The 19,852-nt window shown below is 53.3% G+C and carries 23 protein-coding genes; 9 read left to right on the top strand and 14 right to left on the bottom strand.

The window, feature by feature from the left end; all coding sequences use genetic code 11:
- Window position 1: 1 nt before the first annotated feature.
- Window positions 2-412: a DUF8160 family protein gene (locus Hhyl2_RS20630; protein WP_483552681.1), complete on the bottom strand. Its 411-nt coding sequence runs from the start codon at window positions 410-412 to the stop codon at window positions 2-4.
- The gene (locus Hhyl2_RS20625; protein ID WP_483552680.1) at window positions 409-1,227 is read right to left on the bottom strand and encodes a ParA family protein; all 819 of its coding nucleotides are present in this window, start codon (window positions 1,225-1,227) and stop codon (window positions 409-411) included. Before Hhyl2_RS20625 ends, Hhyl2_RS20630 begins: the two co-directional genes overlap by 4 nt.
- Before the next feature lie 112 nt (window positions 1,228-1,339).
- On the opposite strand from Hhyl2_RS20625, the gene Hhyl2_RS20620 reads away from it, so the two are divergent.
- Together Hhyl2_RS20620 and Hhyl2_RS20615 are read left to right on the top strand one after the other, a co-directional pair.
- Window positions 1,340-1,681, top strand: a complete 342-nt coding sequence (locus tag Hhyl2_RS20620; protein ID WP_483552679.1) for a DUF8069 family protein — start codon at window positions 1,340-1,342, stop codon at window positions 1,679-1,681.
- Between the two features lie 1,334 nt (window positions 1,682-3,015).
- Window positions 3,016-3,156 carry a hypothetical protein gene (locus Hhyl2_RS20615; protein WP_483552678.1) on the top strand — a complete coding sequence of 47 codons (141 nt, stop codon included), beginning with the start codon at window positions 3,016-3,018 and terminating at the stop codon, window positions 3,154-3,156.
- Between the two features lie 979 nt (window positions 3,157-4,135).
- On the opposite strand, the gene Hhyl2_RS20610 is transcribed toward Hhyl2_RS20615, so the two are convergent.
- The 3 genes from Hhyl2_RS20610 to Hhyl2_RS20600 form a co-directional block, all read right to left on the bottom strand.
- Window positions 4,136-4,315, bottom strand: a complete 180-nt coding sequence (locus Hhyl2_RS20610) for a hypothetical protein (protein ID WP_483552677.1) — start codon at window positions 4,313-4,315, stop codon at window positions 4,136-4,138.
- A gap of 144 nt (window positions 4,316-4,459) precedes the next feature.
- A protein-coding gene (locus tag Hhyl2_RS20605) for an IS630 family transposase (protein ID WP_483552676.1) occupies window positions 4,460-5,460 on the bottom strand; the annotation gives its coding sequence in 2 pieces (ribosomal slippage) (window positions 4,460-4,971 and window positions 4,971-5,460; 1,002 coding nt in all).
- The gene (locus Hhyl2_RS20600) at window positions 5,384-5,710 is read right to left on the bottom strand and encodes a hypothetical protein (protein WP_483552675.1); all 327 of its coding nucleotides are present in this window, start codon (window positions 5,708-5,710) and stop codon (window positions 5,384-5,386) included. The genes Hhyl2_RS20605 and Hhyl2_RS20600 overlap by 77 nt, the downstream gene beginning before the upstream one ends.
- 384 nt (window positions 5,711-6,094) lie before the next feature.
- On the opposite strand from Hhyl2_RS20600, the gene Hhyl2_RS20595 reads away from it, so the two are divergent.
- Window positions 6,095-7,222, top strand: a complete 1,128-nt coding sequence (locus Hhyl2_RS20595; protein WP_483552674.1) for a transposase — start codon at window positions 6,095-6,097, stop codon at window positions 7,220-7,222.
- Between the two features lie 517 nt (window positions 7,223-7,739).
- On the opposite strand, the gene Hhyl2_RS20590 is transcribed toward Hhyl2_RS20595, so the two are convergent.
- From Hhyl2_RS20590 to Hhyl2_RS20565, 6 genes are all read right to left on the bottom strand, one after another.
- Entirely contained in the window at window positions 7,740-8,042 is a 303-nt protein-coding gene (locus Hhyl2_RS20590) for a hypothetical protein (RefSeq protein WP_483552673.1), read from the bottom strand.
- Between the two features lie 80 nt (window positions 8,043-8,122).
- Window positions 8,123-9,184, bottom strand: a complete 1,062-nt coding sequence (locus Hhyl2_RS20585) for a tyrosine-type recombinase/integrase (RefSeq protein WP_483552672.1) — start codon at window positions 9,182-9,184, stop codon at window positions 8,123-8,125.
- Window positions 9,181-9,549 carry a hypothetical protein gene (locus Hhyl2_RS20580; RefSeq protein ID WP_483552671.1) on the bottom strand — a complete coding sequence of 123 codons (369 nt, stop codon included), beginning with the start codon at window positions 9,547-9,549 and terminating at the stop codon, window positions 9,181-9,183. Before Hhyl2_RS20580 ends, Hhyl2_RS20585 begins: the two co-directional genes overlap by 4 nt.
- 646 nt (window positions 9,550-10,195) lie before the next feature.
- A complete protein-coding gene (locus tag Hhyl2_RS20575) occupies window positions 10,196-10,363 on the bottom strand; it encodes a DUF7692 domain-containing protein (RefSeq protein ID WP_483552670.1) in 168 nt (55 codons plus the stop codon).
- A gap of 453 nt (window positions 10,364-10,816) precedes the next feature.
- Window positions 10,817-10,969 (bottom strand): DUF7837 family putative zinc-binding protein, encoded by a 153-nt coding sequence (locus Hhyl2_RS20570; RefSeq protein ID WP_483552669.1) that lies wholly within the window; start codon window positions 10,967-10,969, stop codon window positions 10,817-10,819.
- 493 nt (window positions 10,970-11,462) lie between these two features.
- Entirely contained in the window at window positions 11,463-12,455 is a 993-nt protein-coding gene (locus Hhyl2_RS20565; protein ID WP_483552668.1) for a DUF7983 family protein, read from the bottom strand.
- A 231-nt stretch (window positions 12,456-12,686) separates the two neighbouring features.
- Here Hhyl2_RS20565 and Hhyl2_RS20560 point away from each other — a divergent pair, with 231 nt between their 5' ends.
- Together Hhyl2_RS20560 and Hhyl2_RS20555 are read left to right on the top strand one after the other, a co-directional pair.
- Window positions 12,687-12,983, top strand: coding sequence for a toxin-antitoxin system TumE family protein (locus Hhyl2_RS20560; RefSeq protein WP_483552667.1), 297 nt, complete (start codon window positions 12,687-12,689; stop codon window positions 12,981-12,983).
- Window positions 12,984-13,003: 20 nt separating this feature from the next.
- Window positions 13,004-13,411, top strand: a complete 408-nt coding sequence (locus Hhyl2_RS20555; protein ID WP_483552666.1) for an HVO_A0114 family putative DNA-binding protein — start codon at window positions 13,004-13,006, stop codon at window positions 13,409-13,411.
- Window positions 13,412-14,298: 887 nt separating this feature from the next.
- Here Hhyl2_RS20555 and Hhyl2_RS20550 read toward each other — a convergent pair.
- On the bottom strand, window positions 14,299-14,514 hold the full coding sequence (locus Hhyl2_RS20550; RefSeq protein ID WP_483552713.1) for a helix-turn-helix transcriptional regulator: 216 nt from the start codon (window positions 14,512-14,514) through the stop codon (window positions 14,299-14,301).
- A 790-nt stretch (window positions 14,515-15,304) separates the two neighbouring features.
- Here Hhyl2_RS20550 and Hhyl2_RS20545 point away from each other — a divergent pair.
- The 3 genes from Hhyl2_RS20545 to Hhyl2_RS20535 all read left to right on the top strand — a co-directional run bounded on the left by Hhyl2_RS20545 (window position 15,305) and on the right by Hhyl2_RS20535 (window position 18,012).
- Window positions 15,305-15,739, top strand: a complete 435-nt coding sequence (locus Hhyl2_RS20545) for a TRAM domain-containing protein (RefSeq protein WP_483552665.1) — start codon at window positions 15,305-15,307, stop codon at window positions 15,737-15,739.
- A 284-nt stretch (window positions 15,740-16,023) separates the two neighbouring features.
- Window positions 16,024-16,908: a hypothetical protein gene (locus Hhyl2_RS20540; protein WP_483552664.1), complete on the top strand. Its 885-nt coding sequence runs from the start codon at window positions 16,024-16,026 to the stop codon at window positions 16,906-16,908.
- 3 nt (window positions 16,909-16,911) lie between these two features.
- Window positions 16,912-18,012: a DsbA family protein gene (locus tag Hhyl2_RS20535; protein WP_483552663.1), complete on the top strand. Its 1,101-nt coding sequence runs from the start codon at window positions 16,912-16,914 to the stop codon at window positions 18,010-18,012.
- 273 nt (window positions 18,013-18,285) lie between these two features.
- On the opposite strand, the gene Hhyl2_RS20530 is transcribed toward Hhyl2_RS20535, so the two are convergent.
- Both Hhyl2_RS20530 and Hhyl2_RS20525 read right to left on the bottom strand, forming a co-directional pair.
- The gene (locus Hhyl2_RS20530; protein WP_483552662.1) at window positions 18,286-18,735 is read right to left on the bottom strand and encodes a type II toxin-antitoxin system antitoxin SocA domain-containing protein; all 450 of its coding nucleotides are present in this window, start codon (window positions 18,733-18,735) and stop codon (window positions 18,286-18,288) included.
- Entirely contained in the window at window positions 18,725-19,465 is a 741-nt protein-coding gene (locus Hhyl2_RS20525; RefSeq protein WP_483552661.1) for a TrmB family transcriptional regulator, read from the bottom strand. The genes Hhyl2_RS20530 and Hhyl2_RS20525 overlap by 11 nt, the downstream gene beginning before the upstream one ends.
- Before the next feature lie 112 nt (window positions 19,466-19,577).
- Here Hhyl2_RS20525 and Hhyl2_RS20520 point away from each other — a divergent pair, with 112 nt between their 5' ends.
- Window positions 19,578-19,850: a hypothetical protein gene (locus Hhyl2_RS20520; RefSeq protein ID WP_483552660.1), complete on the top strand. Its 273-nt coding sequence runs from the start codon at window positions 19,578-19,580 to the stop codon at window positions 19,848-19,850.
- The last annotated feature ends 2 nt before the right edge of the window (window positions 19,851-19,852 follow it).

Below are 19,852 nucleotides of genomic sequence, written 5' to 3'. Positions count from 1 at the left end.
ATTATTCGCTATTTAACCGAGACAAGCGATTTTGAATTTCATCAACATCCGCATCTGAGAGAGCTTCGACGCCGAACTGTACCAATAGTGGATAGAAATGGCGATTCTTTTTGAATTCATCCTGACCCGCCTTTCTAAGCTTTAACTGAGATTCCAGATACGTATCCTCCATGTCGTCGAGGATGTTATCCGGGATATAGATCGTCCGACCGTTCCATTCGTCCTTAATATTAGATTTCGTTTTCTTCGTTCCACTCGTTTTGTTCGTTTCTTCTGTATTCGAGCCGGGAGTCTCAGTTGACGAGCTAGTCTCCTTCGCTTCAGTTACTTCACTGGTGTCGCTGGAATCAGCTTCATCGTCGTCTTCATAGTTACCTTCGATACCGGACGCGTCCCCCCAGCCGTCGGTCATGCTTTGACCTCCTCGGGACTGGTCTTCTCAAACGTCTCGTCAAAGAGATCGGCAATCCCGTCGAAAAGGTCACGCGCATCCTCGACACGTTTGTTCTCCTTCCTGAAGTCGAAGATAGACACACCCTCCCCAATTGATTGGGAGAGGTCAGTACGCTTCGGGATTTCGAAGACGGGGAGAGAGTATGCCGATTTGATTTCCTCGATAGTGTTCCGGTGCTCTGAATTTTGCTCAACGCGGTTGCATACGATTGCAAGACGGTTGATGTCGCCGTACGCAGGTTCGAGCGATCCCAGTTGCTTGGCGAAAATCTGGAGGCTATTGGCGTTGAGTTTCTCGGGAATGACGGGGATAACCACGTTACCGGTTGCGACAAGGGCGTTATCCGTGAGGACGTTTAGGGATGGTGGCGTATCGACCATGATGTAGTCGTAGTCTCTGTCGAGTTTGTCCAGCGTCATCCCCAGCCGTTCTCTGCTCTTTGGTGCCTCAAGCAGCGTCTGTATGTTTTTGTTATTCGCGAGTTTCTCGCTCGCAGGAAGAATGTTAAACTCCTCATGCTCGATGATGATGTCGTTCACGGACTCCATCTGATCGAAGTCGAGCACGTCGAACAGCGTTGTGCGGTCGGTATCGTAGTACAGATCATCGTAACCAAGCGAGCAGGTGAGCCCCCCATGATAGTCGATATCGACTAAGAGGACATCATAGCCCCTGGCGGCCAGTGCCCCGCCAGCGTGAATAACATCAGTCGTTTTTCCCGCGCCACCCTTCTGATTTGCTACGGTGATTCGTCCAGTAGTGTTGTCGGCCATATCTCTTGTTTCTCTCTCAATTGTTTCGTTACGCTCGTTATTATCGTTCTATTCGTTTGATTCAGTGAGAGTGTTTCACTCGAAGGGATGATTACTACGATATTAAAACCAAGTGTTCGTTTCGCTCGTTGAAGAAAATGTACTCGTTATTATCAATCCAGTCATTGAATTCATTACGCTCGTTACGTTCGTTAAAACCGTACAGCGCAAATTCAGCCAGTCTGTCCTCAATCATTTCGTCCCGAAGAATGCGTCCACCGGGCTCGTTTTATTCGTTTTGTTCGTTTTATTTGTTTACTTCATTCTATTCGTTTCTAGCGATTCGCCAGGAACCTCGACTAGCTTCGAGCGGGAACTACTCGCCCAGGATCAGGATGTTCGCCGGTCCTCGACAGCGGATCTCAATGACGAAACGGTGCGGAAGATCGTCGCCGACGGTGGTGATCGGCGATAAGCCAGCGCAGTCGGTACTCTGCAAGAAAGAACCGGGACCCAGCATATGGACGCTGTCAGAGATGAACCGCCATCGAAGGCGTGGGGACTGGACCACTACGTGTAGCTACGTCGAAATCCAGCATAACTGTAACCGTGAAACGAAGCCTCAACCGTCTCTGTACAATAACTGGTCCCATCAATCCAGGCGACGGGGCCAGTCGTCACGCGCCTCTGACAATCGTGCCGGACAAAGCCAACCTGCTACGCCGGCACCGTTCCCTAAGCTGTCGGCTGTAGATGTGACTGTTGCATCACGACGACGGAATCTGACACTGCAGTCCAGACAGTGCCGCCGCACTCGGTCAGTCTACTGAGCCAGAACTGGGGCACCGAACTGAGTGATGCACGCACGCTCAGGAGAGAACGCACAGTCGTCCAGTACCCCAGTGCATTCGCCACACGGCAGCCCGATAAACAGTGGCCCGATATCGATCGCTGTACCGCGATTTCCAGCTGTGCTGGCACGGCTGCACGGCAGTGGGCTGCACTTGGAAAACGGGGCCCTGGGGCAATTGATGGGTCAATGCTCGGGAGTGAGCAAGGGATCAAACAGGGCCCCACCAAGCGAGTCGGACGATTGGGTGATAAACCGTCGGCCGATATCGAGTGCTGTACTGCGATTCCCGGCCATGAAGGTGCCCGCTGATGGTAACCGTCGTCCTCGAACGTGTCGGGCCCCAGTCCCGGACATCGACGGGATCGACGAGCTCCAGGTCCGGATGCACGAGAGCGAGACCGTACTGTAACACTCCCCTACCCGAACAGGTCTCGCTGGCCTTACATCTCGAAACCGACTGTCCGGCACAAGGAGGGCAGCAGTGATAGTCCAGTCGTGCCTGCCGGTCCAAGAAACCCAAAGAGGAATCGCCGACCCGCGGGGCACCATGTCAGACCCGCGGTCGGCACTGAAACGGGTGGGCAATCGGGCCCCGGGTACGCTTGGGGCGTGTGGGAGGGGACTGCGAAGCGGGAACCGGGACCCACTCAATGAGTGTAGGCAGGGCCGGAATAAGTTTTCTGGACTACCAGAGTATGGCCCCGTCGGAGGTGGGCGATGACCCACCGCCAGAGCTGGCCGAGTGCATCACGTCGACGAGACACGACACTGGCTGGGTGAGACCATTGGCGATCGTGAAGATCATCAGGAACTGGCCTGGGCTATTTGGACAGCTTGGTAGCGGACCGTCGTTGTGGCGCTCGCAGTTACTCCAGAGTCTCAGGGAGAGCCTCACCCAGGGACCGGACCGCCTCGGGCTCGATACCTAACGCACGAAGCTCCGCGTCGGTTGGCTCGTGACAACCCGCACCCTCGAGGACGGCGACGACGTCGTCGGGTTCACCGATACCGCCGCCGACCTGGGGCCGGACGTCAGCCTCGGTCGCAATCTTTTCGACGAGGCGCTGGAGCGACCGAGTGGTGAGGGGGTCGCTTGAGCGGGTGGGAAACAGGACCTCGGTGTCTTTCCAGCGGTCCCGAAGGTATCGCCGGAGTAGGCAGAAGGTGTCAGTGTGGCATACGTCTCGGAATCGGTTGACCTGTTCGGGTTTCAGCCAGGTACAGGCGCGGCCGTCGCGTGTGTTGAACGTGGTGATTCGTTACGTCGGTGTTTGTCGTCGATATGTTTCAACGGTGGTCGGTGGTTCGGGTGCGAACGTCGCAGTTTAGAGTAAACTCCGACGCCCGTTTGAACAACTTACATGATCTCATGGTTTGAGAAGGTTCCGGCCAAATGGTCGCGGTGCGGTGGCAGCACGGGGCGGACTATATCTGATCCTGCCCGCCCGCCGCGGCTGAGCGGGGGGGTAGCGGGGTGCTGAAGGCTGAGGGGTCACCGGAGGGATTTGAACAACGCTCGTCGTGGAGTGCGACAGCCGCAGTGCGCCTCGACCTTCAACTCCGTCCCCGGATTCGTTTTGAATAGCGCCGTGAGGTCGTCACTGAACACGCCCCGTTGGGGCTCGATACTCAAGATGACCTGTTCACCACAGAGGCCGCAGGCCCGACCAAGCGGAATCGAAGACATATCAGCGTGTATTCCGCGAGTGCTTGTTAGTGTATTCCGACCGTAGCGGAAGTGAAACGCCAGAATTTCCGGGAATTTCCGGAATGAGATGTCTGACGAGATACTATGTATCCCAATGAGCTACGTCAGGAAGACCATCGGTATTCGCAGTATCGTCGAAGCCGTAGATGATAGAAGGCTGGTCAGCAAGGCCGTTCCCGTCAAAATTCTCAACGCTCACAGCTCATCACTGCCAATTTCAGGAGAAACGACCTGTGGAGTCGGGGACAATAAGACCCTAATACCCAGGACGACGAGTCCTAGGTGGACGTACCGGGCCAAGGTAGTCTACCTAGACGGTGCGGGGCAGCCCTTAATCTGCCCCGAACTCGACGCACCCAGCGTCAGCTCTAGGCGTCACCCCCGTCGTCTTCGTCGAGGTAGGTTACTTTCTTCGCGGTAAACTCAACTAGTGCTTCACGACCGTCGATGGTGAGCGCCTGTCGGTGTTCTTGTGGCACTACCATGCGTCCGTCGGTGTCGACCTTCTTCGAGAAGGTGATCTCGGTCGGAGATTCCGCGTCTGACATTACACAATCGTGAGTTGAGGAGAGTAAAAAGTGTTTGGCTCACCGAATTGTGCTGATTTGTTGTTATTGATTTTACTGCTCAACTCATTCAGGGCGTCAGCAAGCTCACCGAGATAATCTGGTGAACCAATACTATAGTACTAGTTAGAAGTAATTGCGTATTTCGGGGATCGACAGTTGTTGGAGAGCGGTGTCGATTGCCGTTGTCAATTCGTCGAGCGAGTCGAAAAAGCGGTTGCTCAGAGCGGTTTGGAGCTGTCTCCAGCACTCCTCGACCGGGTTTAATTCCGGTGAGTATGGTGGAAGCGTGACGAAGGCGAGGTCGTCACGGGCCGCCAGGTCCGTGACGGCCGACGCCTGGAAGTACGGCGCTCCGTCCAGCACGACGAGTAAGTCATCTTCGAACTCTTCACATAATGCAAGTATGAAATGTTTCGCGTGTTCAGCGGTCACGTACTCTTCGAATCGGGAGAAAAAGCGATCACCGTCCTCGGTGATCGCGCCCAGCAAACACGTCCAATCGCGCTGTCCGGATAGTTCGACGGAGGGCCGCGTGCCGCGGGGAAACCACGCGGCACGCGGCTCAACTTGCACGGATTTCTTGGTTTGGTCGATACAGACTACGGTGGCGTCCATCTCCCGCTGCTTTTTTTGAACTCATCGTGGAACTCCTCTTGCTCGTCTTCATCAGCTTCAGCGGCTGAACGGCGTGGTTTCTGATAACTCAACCCTGCTTCTTTCAGCAACCTTCGGCAGCTCGGGAGTGAGTACTCAACGCCGTACGTTTCCTCGAGAAACTGCCGGACGAGCGCCGGCGTCCACGCCGGCGCGTCGATCCCAACTTCTTTGGGTGGGTCGTGAACGGTTTCTTCGAACTCTTGTTGCTGTGATTCTGAAAGTTTTCGATTTCTTCCAGAACGACGAGTATTAGAGACAGCGTGCTCAAGCGGCTCGTCGGTGTCGAGCCGCTTGAGCCAATTGTAGATTGTTTTCTGGTGAACGCCGTGCCACTCGGCTAGCTCATCTTTCGCGACACCGTTCTTGTACGCAATAGCCGCTAACAACCGTTCAGTTGGCTTCTTTCCCTCCACGTTGTCGAGAGCATCTTGCAGCTCTTCGATGGAGACCTCGTCGAGGTGTTCCACTAGCTACTACAATAACTTCATAGCAAATAATTCTAACGACTACTATAGTAGAGTCCGTCACTCGTCGAGCCAGAACTTCATCACCATCAACAGTCTCGACAAGTTCGACTCGACCGCTTTTGATAGAGACATATTCAACGGTCTCACCATCTTCCTCTCGGGTAGTTCTAACAACCTTTTTAAAGGAATCGCCATCCTCGTTACCCTCAAGTATTGTGACCTCTTCATGATCAGTGTAGGTAGCACTCATAGATCTCACCTCCTTGTTCAACGGGGATTCCAGGCCCTCGGTGTCCGTTTTACGCCTCTCAGAGTCATCTGATCCCATATCGGCGGTGGTGGAAAAATCAACGTACTCGTCGTCACAGGCCGCTACAATGGCTCTATGGACCGTTCTCTTCTAGTAATCGTCGTCTCGACGGTGCCATTTACTATCTTCGCATCGGTACATCTCCATAGTCTGGCAGATAGTCGATACCGACAATCCTGCTTCAGCTAGACGAGAAGATCAACGATAACTAGAGGACTGTGGTCCCTCGTCGGCCTCGATTTACGTCGAGGTCGGCGGGAAGGGGCCAAACAGTAGTTGCTGAAGTAGGGAAACTGACGATAAATTTCGGTCCGTTGTGCCGATATGGTTGAGACAACTGAAGCAAAGCAGGTTACTTCAGCAGCGGCGTCTCTGTTGTTTCCTGAACTTGATTTTGGTGTCGCGTCGAATGCTACCTACACGAGAGAGGACTTCCAGCCAGTCCTCTCTCGTATCGCTTTCGACAACGAGTTCGCCAACGCCGGAGCGAAAGTGTACCAACTCGCCCGAGGCGACGATGTTTCCATCGAGTCCACAGCACGGAACCCGCTTGCGCGGGCACTCCTGTACAATCTTCGTGCCCTCTCAGCGGACGGCATCGACGACCAGTTCGGTGCCGTCCGCGACGCAATTTTCACTCACGCTGCGCGCAGCCGTGTTTTTGAGAAGCCTGTCGACGTTGCTATCGATGTCCACGACCGGCTGTTCTACGGTGACGAAGAGACACCGAAAGTAGCGAACACGAACCCTGATCAAGGAACGAATCTTGCCTACAAGTTTGCCACCATCTGTATTGTGAGTCCCCCGGCACGCTTCACGCTCGATTGGACGATCCTCGAAGACGGTGGCACCGACGAGTTGGCGACTGCAATCCGCCAACTCGTCTCCACAGCCCGCGAGTACGTCCAGATCAACCACGTCTACTGTGACCGCGAACTCTACCGCGTGAATCTTGTGAAGCTTTTCGATGAGCTAAACGTTGATCTGGTGATGCGTGCCCCAACAAACCGCGGTGTCAAGCGACGAATCGAGGAACACGACGAGGATACATTCATCACAGAGTACGAGATGCGGCGGAAGAATCCGCCGACGTGTCGCGTTACGGTGCGACTCGTCGTTGTTCCCCATCGTACACGCGAAGATGACCACTTCTGTCTGGTGACGACCCGCGAACTCGACACCGACGATGTCGAGTTCGCGGAGCCACTCGCCGAGGCGTATCTTCGTCGGTGGGGGATCAAAACCTCCTACCGGAAGATCACCGAGTTTCTCCCGCGGAACACGTCGCCGACGTTCTCTGTCCGGTTGTTCTACTTTCTGTTTTCGGTAACACTCTACAACCTGTGGCTGTTGACGAACCTGCTCCTCACGTCCGCTCGGGCGGTCGGAAGCACTCCTGTCCTCCCGACCGCCCTGTTCCGGCAGTTTCTCGGCCCAATCCCAGACGGGTAGAGCTGGACTTGGCTGCTGACTCGGGCTGATCGGCCCGAGTCAGGACGCCACTGGCTACTGGCAAGACTGCCAGAACACTCCTCGTCGGGGGTTCTTGGCCGGTAGTCAGCAATCGCTCTCTCCAGATGATACCGTCGATGTTGAACAGACCCGAAGACGCACCCCGCTCTTCAGCAGTTCTCGCAACCGAATCAGCAACTACTGCAAAGCCCTCGGTAATGATCGTCGTCATCCAGGTGACTGGAGGACATGGCACCCTGTTTCAGGGGTCGAGTCCATAATCGACTGAGGCCCAGTCGGTCTAGGGACTGACCAGGACAGTAACCGAAGGGCGACCCATCGAAGCCGGTCTGGAGCCGGATCAACGGGGAAGCGAGCCACACTGAGAGCGTCATCAGCCCAGCTCTCGTCGCCGCAGTGCTGATCGAGGAGGCCAGTGGTGGCGATGGAGGCTGTCGATGACGACCGCCTCAGAGACAATAGGGTTCCAGAGACATCTAATTCTTGCGTGCGCGATCTAGGATGATCCTCGAATTAACCATCTCACTCGATCTATGAACGTCTCGTCATCAACACTAGGTTCATCATCTTGCTTTTCTAATTCTTGAGACTCCTGGTATTGGCCGACTAAAGCCTCTTTCTCTTTCTTTAGCCGTTGAATCTCTACCTCCATCTCCTCGGCTTCATCAGCTCGATCCAAGAGAAATCGAGCAGCTTCAGACTTCGAGTCCCAACGAGGATCATCGGACTCGGCCATTTCTTCTAGAGTCTCAAATTGGTCAATCCTTATAGTGAGAGTTATACGTTCAGTCTCTGTCATATTACTATTATAATTTACCTCTTGCCGTATAGTGATTATGAACGTAATTTCTGAGTTACAACGGTAATATTCCGTAATTTCTATATTAACAACTTAGGAATGTTATCAAGATAGGCATCTCTCATCCATTCATTGTCACCCCAGTTATGTGTGTAAATGTCGATAACATCATCACTGGAGTCGCCTCGTAAACCACGTATATAGTCTTCTACAGTACCCATCTTTATCTCACTTTGATCGATCCGTCTTCTGAGGATCGTAGTGAACCAGTGTCTACACCAATGAGGAGAAACGTTATCAGATCGGTTCTCATGGTGCCATCCATTTGAACGAGACCATTCAGTAAACAATCTAGACAAACTGTTGTGATAGTATCTCTTTCCAAGAGACTGTGTATTTTGCCGGAATAGAGGTTCTGCTGGTGAATCTGATGGTGGACTCATCCCAATATACCAGACAAAAGTTTGCTTTAGTTCATTATCGATAGGTATAGCTCGGTATGATTCTGGTTTGTTTCCACAATTCCTGAGTTCACCGTTGTGTACTTCTCCTTCAGAAATAGATGAATCAACATACAGTGTGTCAGGTTTGTCTGCAATTTCTTCACGAGGAGTAGGCATGATCTTTTTTATAGGATGGTCAAGGTGGATTGCACTGTGATCTAGATTAGCAGCTTCAGCCTTTCTCAAGCCTGTTTTTAGAAGTAAAAGAACATACACCAACGTCGTCGGGAATTTTATGCTTTGGACTCCATCTCGAAGATCTTCTAGAGGCACTTCTCGTTTAACTGTATTGTTATCATAAGAAAATGGATCGGTATCAAGAGCCATAGAAAAGGGATCATAGTCTACATTGCCTCTCTTAATATGCCATGTAACAAGTCTAGATAGATTCCTTATTATCTGTTCAGAATATCTTTCAGAAATGTCTAGGTTTTTTAGATAAGAACAGAAATCAAGAACTGTTTGTTCATTAACCTCTTCAAAGTCAATTCCCTCAAGTTCTATGAAATCATCTAAGTGGTTCCATGCTTTCTCAAAGTTTCTCGCTGTTTCTGGTTCATAATTGTGTTTATCTAAAAATACATCGAGATAATCCCTTGGGATTTTAAGTTCGACATGAGATTCTGGCTTTCCCTTCATTTGTAGACCTCCCATCCATCTCGTTGTATTTTAGGATCTTTTGTAATAATGTCAGGAATTTCCTTTTCGATTTTCTCCATTAACTCGTCTTTCATATTTATAGCATTTTCTTTGCCTTCTGGAATCAAATCACGAAAGAGTAAAGCAGAACCCTCCGTATCGTTTTCTTGTTGATTTCTAGGATCATTTTGAACCATGCTGTTCATGCCGAGCTGCATGAAGTGACGTATTGTTTCAGCTCGGGACGAGAAGTTGTACTTTTCTTGGTGATCCTCGATCTGCTCTAGGGTTAGTCCAGTGAAGGTGATCTGGATTTCGTGTTCATCTGGGTGAGGTTTGATCGTTACTTTGTCGTTCTCAGTCATACTCGGTACTACTGGACAAAAAGGTAAATAGCTTGGGACAAAAGTCTAAACAACACACCCAATATGGCAGATAAGTATTCTATGGGATGTCTTAATCATAAAAAGTCTATCAATAAATCAAAACCGCAATACAGCGAAGGGATTGGAGAAGTGGAACAATCAAGTGTTTCGACGGAAACACTCCTCGACTACACGACCGACCATATGACTTCCGAGGACATCGAGATCCGCGAACTCTCCCGGTCAGGATAGGGAGAACCCGGTCCGTCTCCCGGCGACGTCATCGAACGTGACACGACGAAATCCTCGCTCGATACTCACCTCCCACGCATCGACCTCCCCGGCCAGGATGGACTGAACCGCGACGACTGTGGTGAGGACAAGCTCGCTTTTGCTTGCCTCGACGGGGACGATGATGACGACGAGAAGTATCGGGTAGGATTCGCACAGTTTCTCCCGGTTTAGACAGCACGTATCCCAGTATCTACACCACTCTCCCGGCAGTGGTACCTGCCGGTTATTGTTTAGTATCACTCTTCTTGATGGAGATATTTTCTTCGATGTGGAACTGCAGCCCCCGAATCGGAAATTCTTGGCCGGTCTGCTGCTTCTGGTCTGTAATCATATCTCTTCGGTTGAGGACTGTCTAGACGGCGCTCACGAATGCAGGCACGTGTTCACAGGCGTAGGACATGGCATCAGACCGATTACAACCGTAGAACTCACTCCTACCTTCGACAGCGTGATCGCAGTACTCGTTTTCGCCGCCTGTCCGAAACCGGAATCTCGTCGGGCATATTCGTGAACACAACATCGGGAATCCTAGTTTCTCGCATAGCTGGAGCCTTCATATCACTGCTCAGGACGGTATACCTATCATATAGAAGAAAGAATTCCAGTTAAGAACCACCACTGACAACTGAATATGAACACACCGATATAGGGGTTCGTGTTCATATTGCTTCGAGTCCGCAAGTCAACGCACAACCGGGCGCGGTCGCGCCGAAACCGCGAAGGCTGGGATTCTTCGGTCCCCTTCGTCACTGAGGACACACCGCGTTTCGAGTGTAATTCGGGGAAATCTGGTTCGATTTGCTCGCGTAGTGGCCGGGAGAATCCTACCAGTTCGGAGATGTGTTCAGAGAGCTGTGCAAGATGCAACGCGCGAATCTCGCATAGAGTTGTCCTTCGAAAAGGTGGTTGGATTGGTTAATACAGGCATCCAACAGAGCGTGAGTGTCGATACACGGGTAGAACAAGTCGTTCGTCACTCTGGATTCACGACCGTCTCGCAGGCGGGACACTCGGCCCAAATACGCGTCTTACCGTCGCTCGTCTTGTACTTGATTAACAGCCACGCTTCGGAAATCCGCTCGCCACACTCCGGACACCGACCAAGCTTCGAGGCGTCACTGTTCATATCAAAGGGGGAAGGGGAGCGTGTGACAACCCTTCCAACGGGAAATTCGCCACTCTCACAGGTAAATCTTCGGCGGAGTAGCTCCGTGTGGACACAGTTTGTATTACCTGAGGATAGTCCCTCATTGTTTTACACCTGCCAGCGGTAGCCCGAGATATGGGTATCCGTGGGGCCTTCGTTCGTCTACTGCCCGGTGACAGGACAGTAGTGGTAATCGAGTGCCGACAGTGCGGCACCACGGTCGATTCCGAGACAGATCAGTGTCCCGAGTGTGGGGCTACCGAGACTTGTCGGTATGATATCAAGGAGTAATCAGGCGCACTGAGCGACTGATTCATCCGGCTCGGTGTGGAACCAACGGCCACCGACTGTTGACTTACGCTCTAAGTCTTGCACGGGGTACCTGACAAGGGCTAGTCAAATTGAGGGTCATAACGGGATACGAGCCCCCAAATTGAGTCGTCTGGAGAAGGAAAACCTGGTCCAGAGAGAGCTATCCACCAGTTGAGAAGGTGTGATAGGACGTCCCAGATTTGAATGACGTGAGTTCTTCAATCCGATCTTCGAGCTCTGTGATTTCGTCCTGTAACTGTTCAACATCCTCATCCGCAGCATCACTGGCTGCGAGACGGTCTTTCAGTCCCTGGAGTTGGGTTTCCTTGGTCGCCTCGTCGACATCGGCTTTCCGGACATACTCCGTCGTGTCGAGCTCGTAGAGGTCCGATTCTGCGAGTTCGGTTACCTCTAAGGCGTCATCGACTTTGTCACGGTCGAGGCTGGTGACGCGTTCTCGGTCAACGCCAGCGGCCTCCAATGCATTCACGACCGTTTCCTCGTCTTTGAGCGAGCGTTGGCGTCGGGCGGTCCGCTGGACGGAACCGAACTGTCCACTGACCGGCTGGTCGTGATGCAATCGACTCAACAGCACGTCTGCAATCTGTTTCCGAAGGTCGTCAGCACTGCGCTGGACATCCGATAGCATCGTATAGAGATCAACCAGTGCATCCGTCTCGATAGTGGCTGGGTCGGTCATATCGTGGCGCTCCAACGCGTCAGTGAGTAGTAGCGCATCACTGTAGACTTGGAGTTCTGGCTCCTCGCGCTCGATGTCCTCATCGTCGCCGCCGGTTGTAGCCACCTGTGTCGTGGTTTCGAGGTCGGTCTGGCGGATAACGCCGGCGTCGTCATCCACTTCCATACGCGGGTGCAGCGACCAGACTGCAGCAAACGGTTCAGCATCAGGAGGCAATCGGTCAAGGTCGAACGATTGGGTGGGCTCATCGCTAACCCGGCGAAACAGCGTCTCGAATTGCTCGCGCTGGAGTGGCCGTGTCTCGTCTTTCTCGACGTAGTCGATGATGATCCGATGTTCCTGCGTGTCGGTAATGCGGAATGCCGCTTCTGAGCGTGGCGTCACCAGTACTGCATCCGCTGGGAGATCATCGGCCGCCTCCAACAACGTGTGCCAACTGACACTGAACGACATATCCGCCCTACCCGCGCCGGCATCAAAGGGCTACTGACCAACAGGATCACACCACTGTTTCCGCTGTAATCCCGACAGATAGTAACAGGGTTTCCACTCACAATCTGGCTGGCGAAACGATGGTTGAGTGAACCAAAAGGTGTGCTGGCTTATTGGATAAGTTGATATCTGATTGGATGTTAGCCCACACCCTAACACTCTTACTGTTAGGGAACAGACTAACAGACATCGATGGGCGATGACGTCGAGGTGGTTGAAGACGAGATCCAGGCCTACGACGACGGCACCGTCGTTCGGATACGCATCCTGGATGTGCCGGCCTCGGAGCAGTATCCGGAGGGCATCAAATACGCCTTCCACTACGGCGTGGCTGGCGCAGACGACCCCATCATCCGCTTCGACAACCACCACGGGCCACACGAGCTGCATATCGCTGGCCAGGTATTCGAACTCGAGTTCGAGGGCCTCCAACCACTGTATCGGGCCTGGCGGGCCGCACTCCCGGCCGAGAAACGCCACGAATGGTAACCACCACAGGAACACAACACATGACTCGCACGCTCCACATCACGATCGGCACGCGTCCTGACCGGACTGACCTCGACGACCGACTCGGCGCGCTCGACGCCGGCGAGGACGTCGACCCACATCCGTCCCGGCTCAGTATCGAGAGCCTGGCGACGTTCGGCCGGATTTTCCGACCGACGAACCTGACGCTCCTGGAGGCGATCGTCGAACACGAACCCGAGAGCATCCGCGAACTGGCTCGCCTCGTCGATCGACACCCGCCGGAGGTCACCGAGAACGTCCACGAGCTCGCCGACTACGGCCTGCTCGAACTGGAAGACAACGGCCGTGCCAAACGCCCCATCGTCTGGTACGACGAATTCGAATTCTCGGGCGACGTTGGCCTCCGTGGCCTCGATTCGGGCAATGACATCGAAGCTGCACCCTGAACCTGCTGGGCGTTGCACTGCTCCTCGAACGAGTGCACGCCCTACCGTCTGATCGAGTGCCACAACATCGTCCACGAGCAGCCACCGAAACCTGGCCCTGTCTAAGCGCTGGGTCCATCCATCGTGACAGGAACTGTACATAGCCAAACTCGTCGAGGATTTTGAGGACACGGCAGGTTTCTAACGCGGGCATTAATCGATTCGTATGGCGCATCCAGAGTTGCAAGTCGTTCGTTTGGTCGCCGGCGTTCAGCACCAGCGGCACAAATACCACATTCGATCTGTAACACAAGGCCTATCCAAAACCGCCGAACTGCGATACGATAGGCTCGCAACGGTGGCTTTTCGACAGGAGTAACAGACGACACTCGCCAGTTTCACCGACGGGATTTGATACGGCGCTGTTGGTTAACCAACATAGACGATCCATCTGCGCCGAGTGTTGGTTAAGGAAACGGCGCTGTCGATCGGAGTTGCCGCTTGCCGGAGACAACTGTTTTATACTTAATTACATACCACATAGATACCTGGTCACTCACTGGCCCACGTCGACTTACTGGTCTTACGTCACTCCCCGACGGGCATCACTCACAAACCACGCACACCATCCCAGTGACCGGGCACCCCTTCGGGGTAGGCCGGTGGTCCCCCATCCACCGGCCGGCTATCAGACGATTCGATTTGCCTAGCACGTATCTTCGGAGGTCAGAGCGACTGATCGGGAACAAAGATTACAGATAGAAAACGGGGTGTCTCTATTCGTCGACGCTGGCGTTCGGGTTCAGATCCTCGAAGCCTTCACTGTCGATCACAACTCACACTAAACTTAACGCTATAGCTTGGCTAGAATCCACTTCTAACCTGTATTTGTATCGTGAATAAGTGGTTCAGTTGCTGTCTCGAGGGTCTGAGACAAGTTCGAACAATCTAGTAGGCTCATGGGCTAGTTTAACGTAGCCCGCAGCCTGGAGAACCTCAAGACGATTGTATATGGTATTGCGGCTATATCCGGTTTCATCGACAATCAGCCCCTTGGTTGCACGACCTTCTTTTAAAACATCAAGAATGGCTTCGTCTGCCGGACGTAGATCGCTCTGTTCCATCGGCTTGTGCATCTTGAGTGTGCACAATTGATACGCAAAGTAACCACCCATACGCAAATTAGAACCCTAATATAGATGGGCAATATACATGTGCATACTGCACAATCTATAAGTGGCCCGCACCCAGAGCTATGAATATCATGATATTCGACTGTATGTCCGAAGCCAACTCCGTCTGGAGCAGCGCGGTTCGACTCCGCGTCGGAGCATACCCGCCACTGGAGTGGGCACATGAAACTTCTGCTCACCAACGGCGACGGTCGGGGTCCGGCCGTCAGGCGGGCCGTGAAGGGGATTGTGTTCCAGGTTCGAATCCTGGGCGGGTGACTCGTGAGACCGATGACTGTATGCGGGGTATAAATTGATGCCTATAATTTTTCAATATGAGTGTCCAAACTGTGGTTCGAAACTCCCTTGGATTTATGACGAAGAGGAAGACAGCCTGAGAACTGATTCAGTCACTGGATGCCCCGGGACCCAGTGTACCAAGATCCACGAAGTGAAAGTACAGCGAGTGGAAGAGGCTGAAGCCGCAGAAATTGCGGAACGAAGTGGGATTAACTAGAAGCTGGCTTCATGAAAATCCCGCTGAGATCACTCTATTGTGGAGTGACTCGTAGACTGCAGCGAGCGCATCTCTACTGCCTGAATTTTGGTTGAATACGAGCAAGATTACGGCACCGGAGACATATGTGCCGAGTGTCCGGTGTCCGAGAACGTTATTTCACCAGAAGGGTCGTAGACAGCAGAGTCAAGTGTCTTTCTCCAGTAGTTGGAGTACGGTCTACAGATGGAGATCTCAGATCACCTTCACTGCCTGTTCTCTGCAACAGTCCAAGAGCAAAACGGATCCTACGTTGTCGAAATCCCCGAGCACGAGGTTCGGCTTGGAGACATTCAACAAGGGGAAGCATATCGAGTGGGGCTTCTGCCATCGCCGTCAGATGACAGAGTTAGCGATACTGAGGCCAAACCAACCCGTGAACGTGGCCCACCAGAGCCACCGGTTGAGGAAGGGGAACAACATATTGTCAAAATTACGGATATTGGTGACCAAGGCGACGGTATTACCCGTGTCGAACGGGGCTTCGTGGTCATTGTTCCTAACACTGAGGAGGGTGAACGGGTCACTATCGAGGTTACTGACGTGAGTGAAACCGTCGCCTTTGCAGAAGTGGTCGAGCGGCTGAATGACTACGAGGAGGATGAGCGGCGAGCTTCTTAGTCTTCTCTGAACGAATCTATCTAAATCACCAGCGTCAGTACGTTCTAATTCTTCTAACCTCTTGATCCTCCCCATCAGTCAGCGCGTGATGGATACAAATAATGCAGTCAGTAAAACTGGGCCCATCTAGCGTTTGGACCATTATTTTCCTGTCCACCTTTCCGTTGAAATCGGGCGTATCTAGGCCTGCCTAGACGTTTTACGCCGATAATATAAAGTGATAAGAAATTGTATGTTAGAATGTCTCCCCGCTGAAAGACTAACCGGAGACAAGGAGTACAAGTTTGAGTTCACAAGCTGAATCCAGAGAACTCGGTAGAGGACAGCAAACACTTCATGAGGCATTCAACGCCCAACGAATATACGAACCGATCAGAGGCGTTCATCCACGTGTAGAGCTTCCCAACGAGGAGTACGAAGAGTGGCTTGACCGCAATCGGGAAGTCGACTACGTAGTGATTAATTTTTCAGACGCCGAGGAGATCATCGAGGAAGACGGTGAGCTGACCCGAGTGTTGGAGCCGTTCCATATCCCAGTAATCCTCGGCACGGAGTACGATGACGATGTTAACGAACGCACTTTCCAGGACATCGTCGACTTGCTGGAAGTGGTTCAACCAGCTATCTACGTCCCGGATGTGGTCTACAGCTACGACTGGTTGGGTGACGAGATTCAGGATAATGCTATCAAGGCATACACTGGCCACATCAGGGATCTACAGCAAGAGATCATCAAGAAGGACTTCGATGTCCGACTGATCCCGACGAACAAGGGCTGGAAGTACGAGCACTTCGTTAAGTACCGGGAGCTGTACGACGACTTCGACTACGAGGAGTTCGCGTTCTATGCTGTCCAGTACACAGGCGGTGACGCCGGGAATGCGATTAACGTACTCAGACGCCACGTCAGGAACTGTATCGCCGCCCTAGACGTCAAGGATGTATTTCTGATTGGACGGCTTGCGGAGGACGACTTATTGGATTTTCCTCCGCGTGTTCGTGGAGCAACCGGGCTTCGGCAGTGGACAGATGTTTGTTCGGACGGGGACAGGCTTTCGCAGGATTTATGGCCAGAATTCCAGAGCGGCCGGGAAGCCAAGCTCTCGGCCAACAATGGGCAGGAGCAGCGGCCTGTGGATGAGTTCTACGGTCAAAAGGAGGACAACTGAACAATGGTTATCTTCATGGGAACGTACAGCGGTGGCGGTGCAGGTTCGTCAGGCGATGATGATTCGCAGGATGAGGAGACGAACGACGATCACTCGCAGCCGAGCCTAGATGATTACACCGGCGACAACGGAAACGACGACTCTGGAAGTGCTTCCGGGAGCAGTGCCGGTGGAGGCACTCCTGCAGGTCCGGGTGGTTCGAGCGGTGATGGGAGCGGCGGTGGCGGTGTAGTGGCCGAGCCTCCAGAAGGTGACGACCCCGACGATGACAGTGGCGAAGCCGAAGAAGGTGAAGAGCTGGGGGACGGGGATCAGCCGGAGTCAACAGATGTTGAGGAACCCGCCGACACTGGAGACGGCAATGATCAAGAAGACAATGACGAGGAGGTGCATCTCTTGATTCAGGAGGTTGACCCGTTGAGTGCGATGTCTTGGTGTGTCCAGCCGGTGATGAAACGAATCGAGGAGTGCTACGGTGAAGAGATTGAGTTCTTCTACAAACCGGCACCTGTCCGGAAGTTTGAGGACCCGGAGCAGGTGAAACAGAAGTGGATGGAATGCAGTGAGGACATGGGTATGCCGGTTGATCCGTCGTTCTGGGACAACGACCCGCCTGAGTCGACAGAACTGGTCAACAAGGCGTTCGAGGCAGCTATCCAGCAAGGCCGGGGCACGAGTTATCTCCGAGCGATGTGGCAGCGCGGTGTTGCAGCTGGCCGCGACATCAACGACAAGGAAGTCTTGGCCGAACTGGCGGAAGACCTCGACCTGAATCCGGAGCAATTCAACGAAGATCTGGAGGAGGTTGAACTGGAGACCGGCGACCGTGGTGAGCTTCCGTCCACGTTCATGCAACTGGATGTTCGACCGGCTTCGTGGAACGGCCGTGTCCGGTATTCTGACTTCAGCACAGAGTTCAGGTTCCAGGGTATTCCCGAGGGAGGGCCTCAGGAGCTGCAGGGGTTCGTGGACCAGCACGGAGCTGTGGCTACGCCCGAGGTCATGGAGGTTTACGGACTACGGCGTGAGGAAGCTGAGCAGCGTCTGCAGAATCTGGACAGTGTTTCATTGTTTAAGCTCGGCGGCGAAGACTTCTGGTTTTAATCACAATTTCTGCGATAATCACGGCCAGAATGCGACTTACTCTGTTGTCCTCGACTACGACGGAGGGCTTTGCTACTCAGGGTTTTTTGAAAACAAACTGGCTGTGAGGGCTACTACAACTATTCGTCCCGGTCTGTTGTGACTACTAACTGAACACCGTCAGTTCCACTCAGCGGAATAATCGTTTTGTGTTCGTCGTGCTCATACTCGGCGCAGTCGGCTGACTAGTCGCCAGCTTTCTTCAGGGCTAGCCAGAATCCGAAACCAGTGTCTTCACAGAACGCTGTTTTCGGCGTATTCGGGATACTCGGTGTAGACGTAGTCAATTAGCTTCTGGAGCGGGACGTCATTGAAATCGCCCTTGATTGCCCCGGCCGTCTCTGCAAGTCCATCCGGACGCCGTTCTTCCAGTTCTTCCCGTACAAACTTTCGCCCCTCCGGCGTCAGGACGTAGTCATATTGAATGACATCATCGTCGAGATGCTGTTCTCGCTCTTCGACGAAGCCACGACGGCGTAGCTGATCCAGATCGTCGTACAACTCCTTCGCGAAGGGGCCGTAATCGTATGCTTGGAAAGGATAGCCCCAATCGAGTGGATCGCCTTGCTCCTCCATTCGTTTCTGGATGAGGAACATTAGCTTCTGCAGGCGCGTACGACCTTCCACAGGTTCCTCATCCTCTGCCCCTAGAAGGACGAGAGGAAGGAGTTGTCTACGCCTCATTGTCAATCTCGTTTCCGCTGTTGTACATATCTTCAAACTCCTCCGTCATAACGCTCCCGATGAAATCGTCTTTGAAGACCACCGTTGACTTACCGCTATTTGCGTGGAGCAGTAGATACTCACCATCAGCCACGTAGAAGGAGGTCTTTTGCGCCTCATTCACGACTCGGACATCAGCACCAGCACTCGCCAGACGACTCAGGCGATCTGTGGCATTCGATCGCCCTACGAGACGCACTTCGAGGCCATCCTCAGCCGTTTCCACGAGTTCGTCAAGCGTCTCTGGCGTGGTCAGGGGGAGACGGTTGTCGAATCCAACGAGATGCTCCTCAGCGAGATCGATCAGACGAGCAAGTTGACTGTTCATCCCCTGCCGTCCGGACAGAACCCACGCGTGGCTTTCCGAGGGTGGGGAAGAGTCCTCCTGAATTTCCCACGCCTCCTGCAACTCCTGTTCGACTTCACCGAGCTGATCGTTGAACTCCGCCCGTTCCTCACGGATGACGTACCGCGGGTTCTGTGCGGCGTATCGCTTCGGATCGCCACGTTCTCTCACGTATCCCCGATTGACCAGCTTCTGCATCTCCGAGTACACCTTCGAAGAGGGTATGTCGACGATGGTGCTGATGTCGCTGGCCTTGAGTTCGCCATACTCGACGAGCGCACAGTAACACGCCGCCTCGTTCTTGCCCCAACCGATCTCTCGGAGGACTTCCTCGGCCCCGTTCATGGTACTACTACTCAATAGTCGTAGTAAGTTACTACATTAGAGTATTAATTACTTTGGTACTAATCGTAGTTGTCCAAAAATCTTCATTATTTCTCCCCTCCTATTTCCACCCGTGAGCGAGAAAGAAGCTGACGCAGATGCAGGCGAATCGACCGTCACGTTCACCGTCAAGTCGGGACGTGGCGACGCAGAAGAATTCACCTTCCAGAAGGGCACCAAGGTAGGTGAAGCCGCCGAAGAGGTCGCCGACGCGTACGGGTACGACCCCGACGATCCCACGTTCGTCCATCCGGACGAGGGCGAACTCGACCGCAACAAGCCCCTTGCCCGGTACGACCTCGACGGCGACACAGTCAACCTCGTCAACGAGGAGCAGGGCGTGTAGAC

The organism is Haloarcula sp. H-hyl2 (assembly GCF_056934385.1).
This window is presented reverse-complemented; position numbering and strand designations above follow the sequence as displayed.

What these genes read in the sequence shown, in the direction of transcription:
- Hhyl2_RS20625 (WP_483552680.1), bottom strand. Translation starts at nt 1,227, where the DNA reads ATGGCCGACAACACTACTGGACGAATCACCGTAGCAAATCAGAAGGGT.
- Hhyl2_RS20535 (WP_483552663.1), top strand. Translation starts at nt 16,912, where the DNA reads ATGGTTATCTTCATGGGAACGTACAGCGGTGGCGGTGCAGGTTCGTCA.
- Hhyl2_RS20600 (WP_483552675.1), bottom strand. Translation starts at nt 5,710, where the DNA reads ATGAGTGCTACCTACACTGATCATGAAGAGGTCACAATACTTGAGGGT.
- Hhyl2_RS20555 (WP_483552666.1), top strand. Translation starts at nt 13,004, where the DNA reads ATGACTCGCACGCTCCACATCACGATCGGCACGCGTCCTGACCGGACT.
- Hhyl2_RS20560 (WP_483552667.1), top strand. Translation starts at nt 12,687, where the DNA reads ATGGGCGATGACGTCGAGGTGGTTGAAGACGAGATCCAGGCCTACGAC.
- Hhyl2_RS20545 (WP_483552665.1), top strand. Translation starts at nt 15,305, where the DNA reads ATGGAGATCTCAGATCACCTTCACTGCCTGTTCTCTGCAACAGTCCAA.
- Hhyl2_RS20570 (WP_483552669.1), bottom strand. Translation starts at nt 10,969, where the DNA reads ATGAACAGTGACGCCTCGAAGCTTGGTCGGTGTCCGGAGTGTGGCGAG.
- Hhyl2_RS20630 (WP_483552681.1), bottom strand. Translation starts at nt 412, where the DNA reads ATGACCGACGGCTGGGGGGACGCGTCCGGTATCGAAGGTAACTATGAA.
- Hhyl2_RS20585 (WP_483552672.1), bottom strand. Translation starts at nt 9,184, where the DNA reads ATGAAGGGAAAGCCAGAATCTCATGTCGAACTTAAAATCCCAAGGGAT.
- Hhyl2_RS20525 (WP_483552661.1), bottom strand. Translation starts at nt 19,465, where the DNA reads ATGAACGGGGCCGAGGAAGTCCTCCGAGAGATCGGTTGGGGCAAGAAC.
- Hhyl2_RS20550 (WP_483552713.1), bottom strand. Translation starts at nt 14,514, where the DNA reads ATGGAACAGAGCGATCTACGTCCGGCAGACGAAGCCATTCTTGATGTT.
- Hhyl2_RS20580 (WP_483552671.1), bottom strand. Translation starts at nt 9,549, where the DNA reads ATGACTGAGAACGACAAAGTAACGATCAAACCTCACCCAGATGAACAC.
- Hhyl2_RS20610 (WP_483552677.1), bottom strand. Translation starts at nt 4,315, where the DNA reads ATGTCAGACGCGGAATCTCCGACCGAGATCACCTTCTCGAAGAAGGTC.
- Hhyl2_RS20565 (WP_483552668.1), bottom strand. Translation starts at nt 12,455, where the DNA reads ATGTCGTTCAGTGTCAGTTGGCACACGTTGTTGGAGGCGGCCGATGAT.
- Hhyl2_RS20595 (WP_483552674.1), top strand. Translation starts at nt 6,095, where the DNA reads ATGGTTGAGACAACTGAAGCAAAGCAGGTTACTTCAGCAGCGGCGTCT.
- Hhyl2_RS20530 (WP_483552662.1), bottom strand. Translation starts at nt 18,735, where the DNA reads ATGAGGCGTAGACAACTCCTTCCTCTCGTCCTTCTAGGGGCAGAGGAT.
- Hhyl2_RS20590 (WP_483552673.1), bottom strand. Translation starts at nt 8,042, where the DNA reads ATGACAGAGACTGAACGTATAACTCTCACTATAAGGATTGACCAATTT.
- Hhyl2_RS20575 (WP_483552670.1), bottom strand. Translation starts at nt 10,363, where the DNA reads ATGTTGTGTTCACGAATATGCCCGACGAGATTCCGGTTTCGGACAGGC.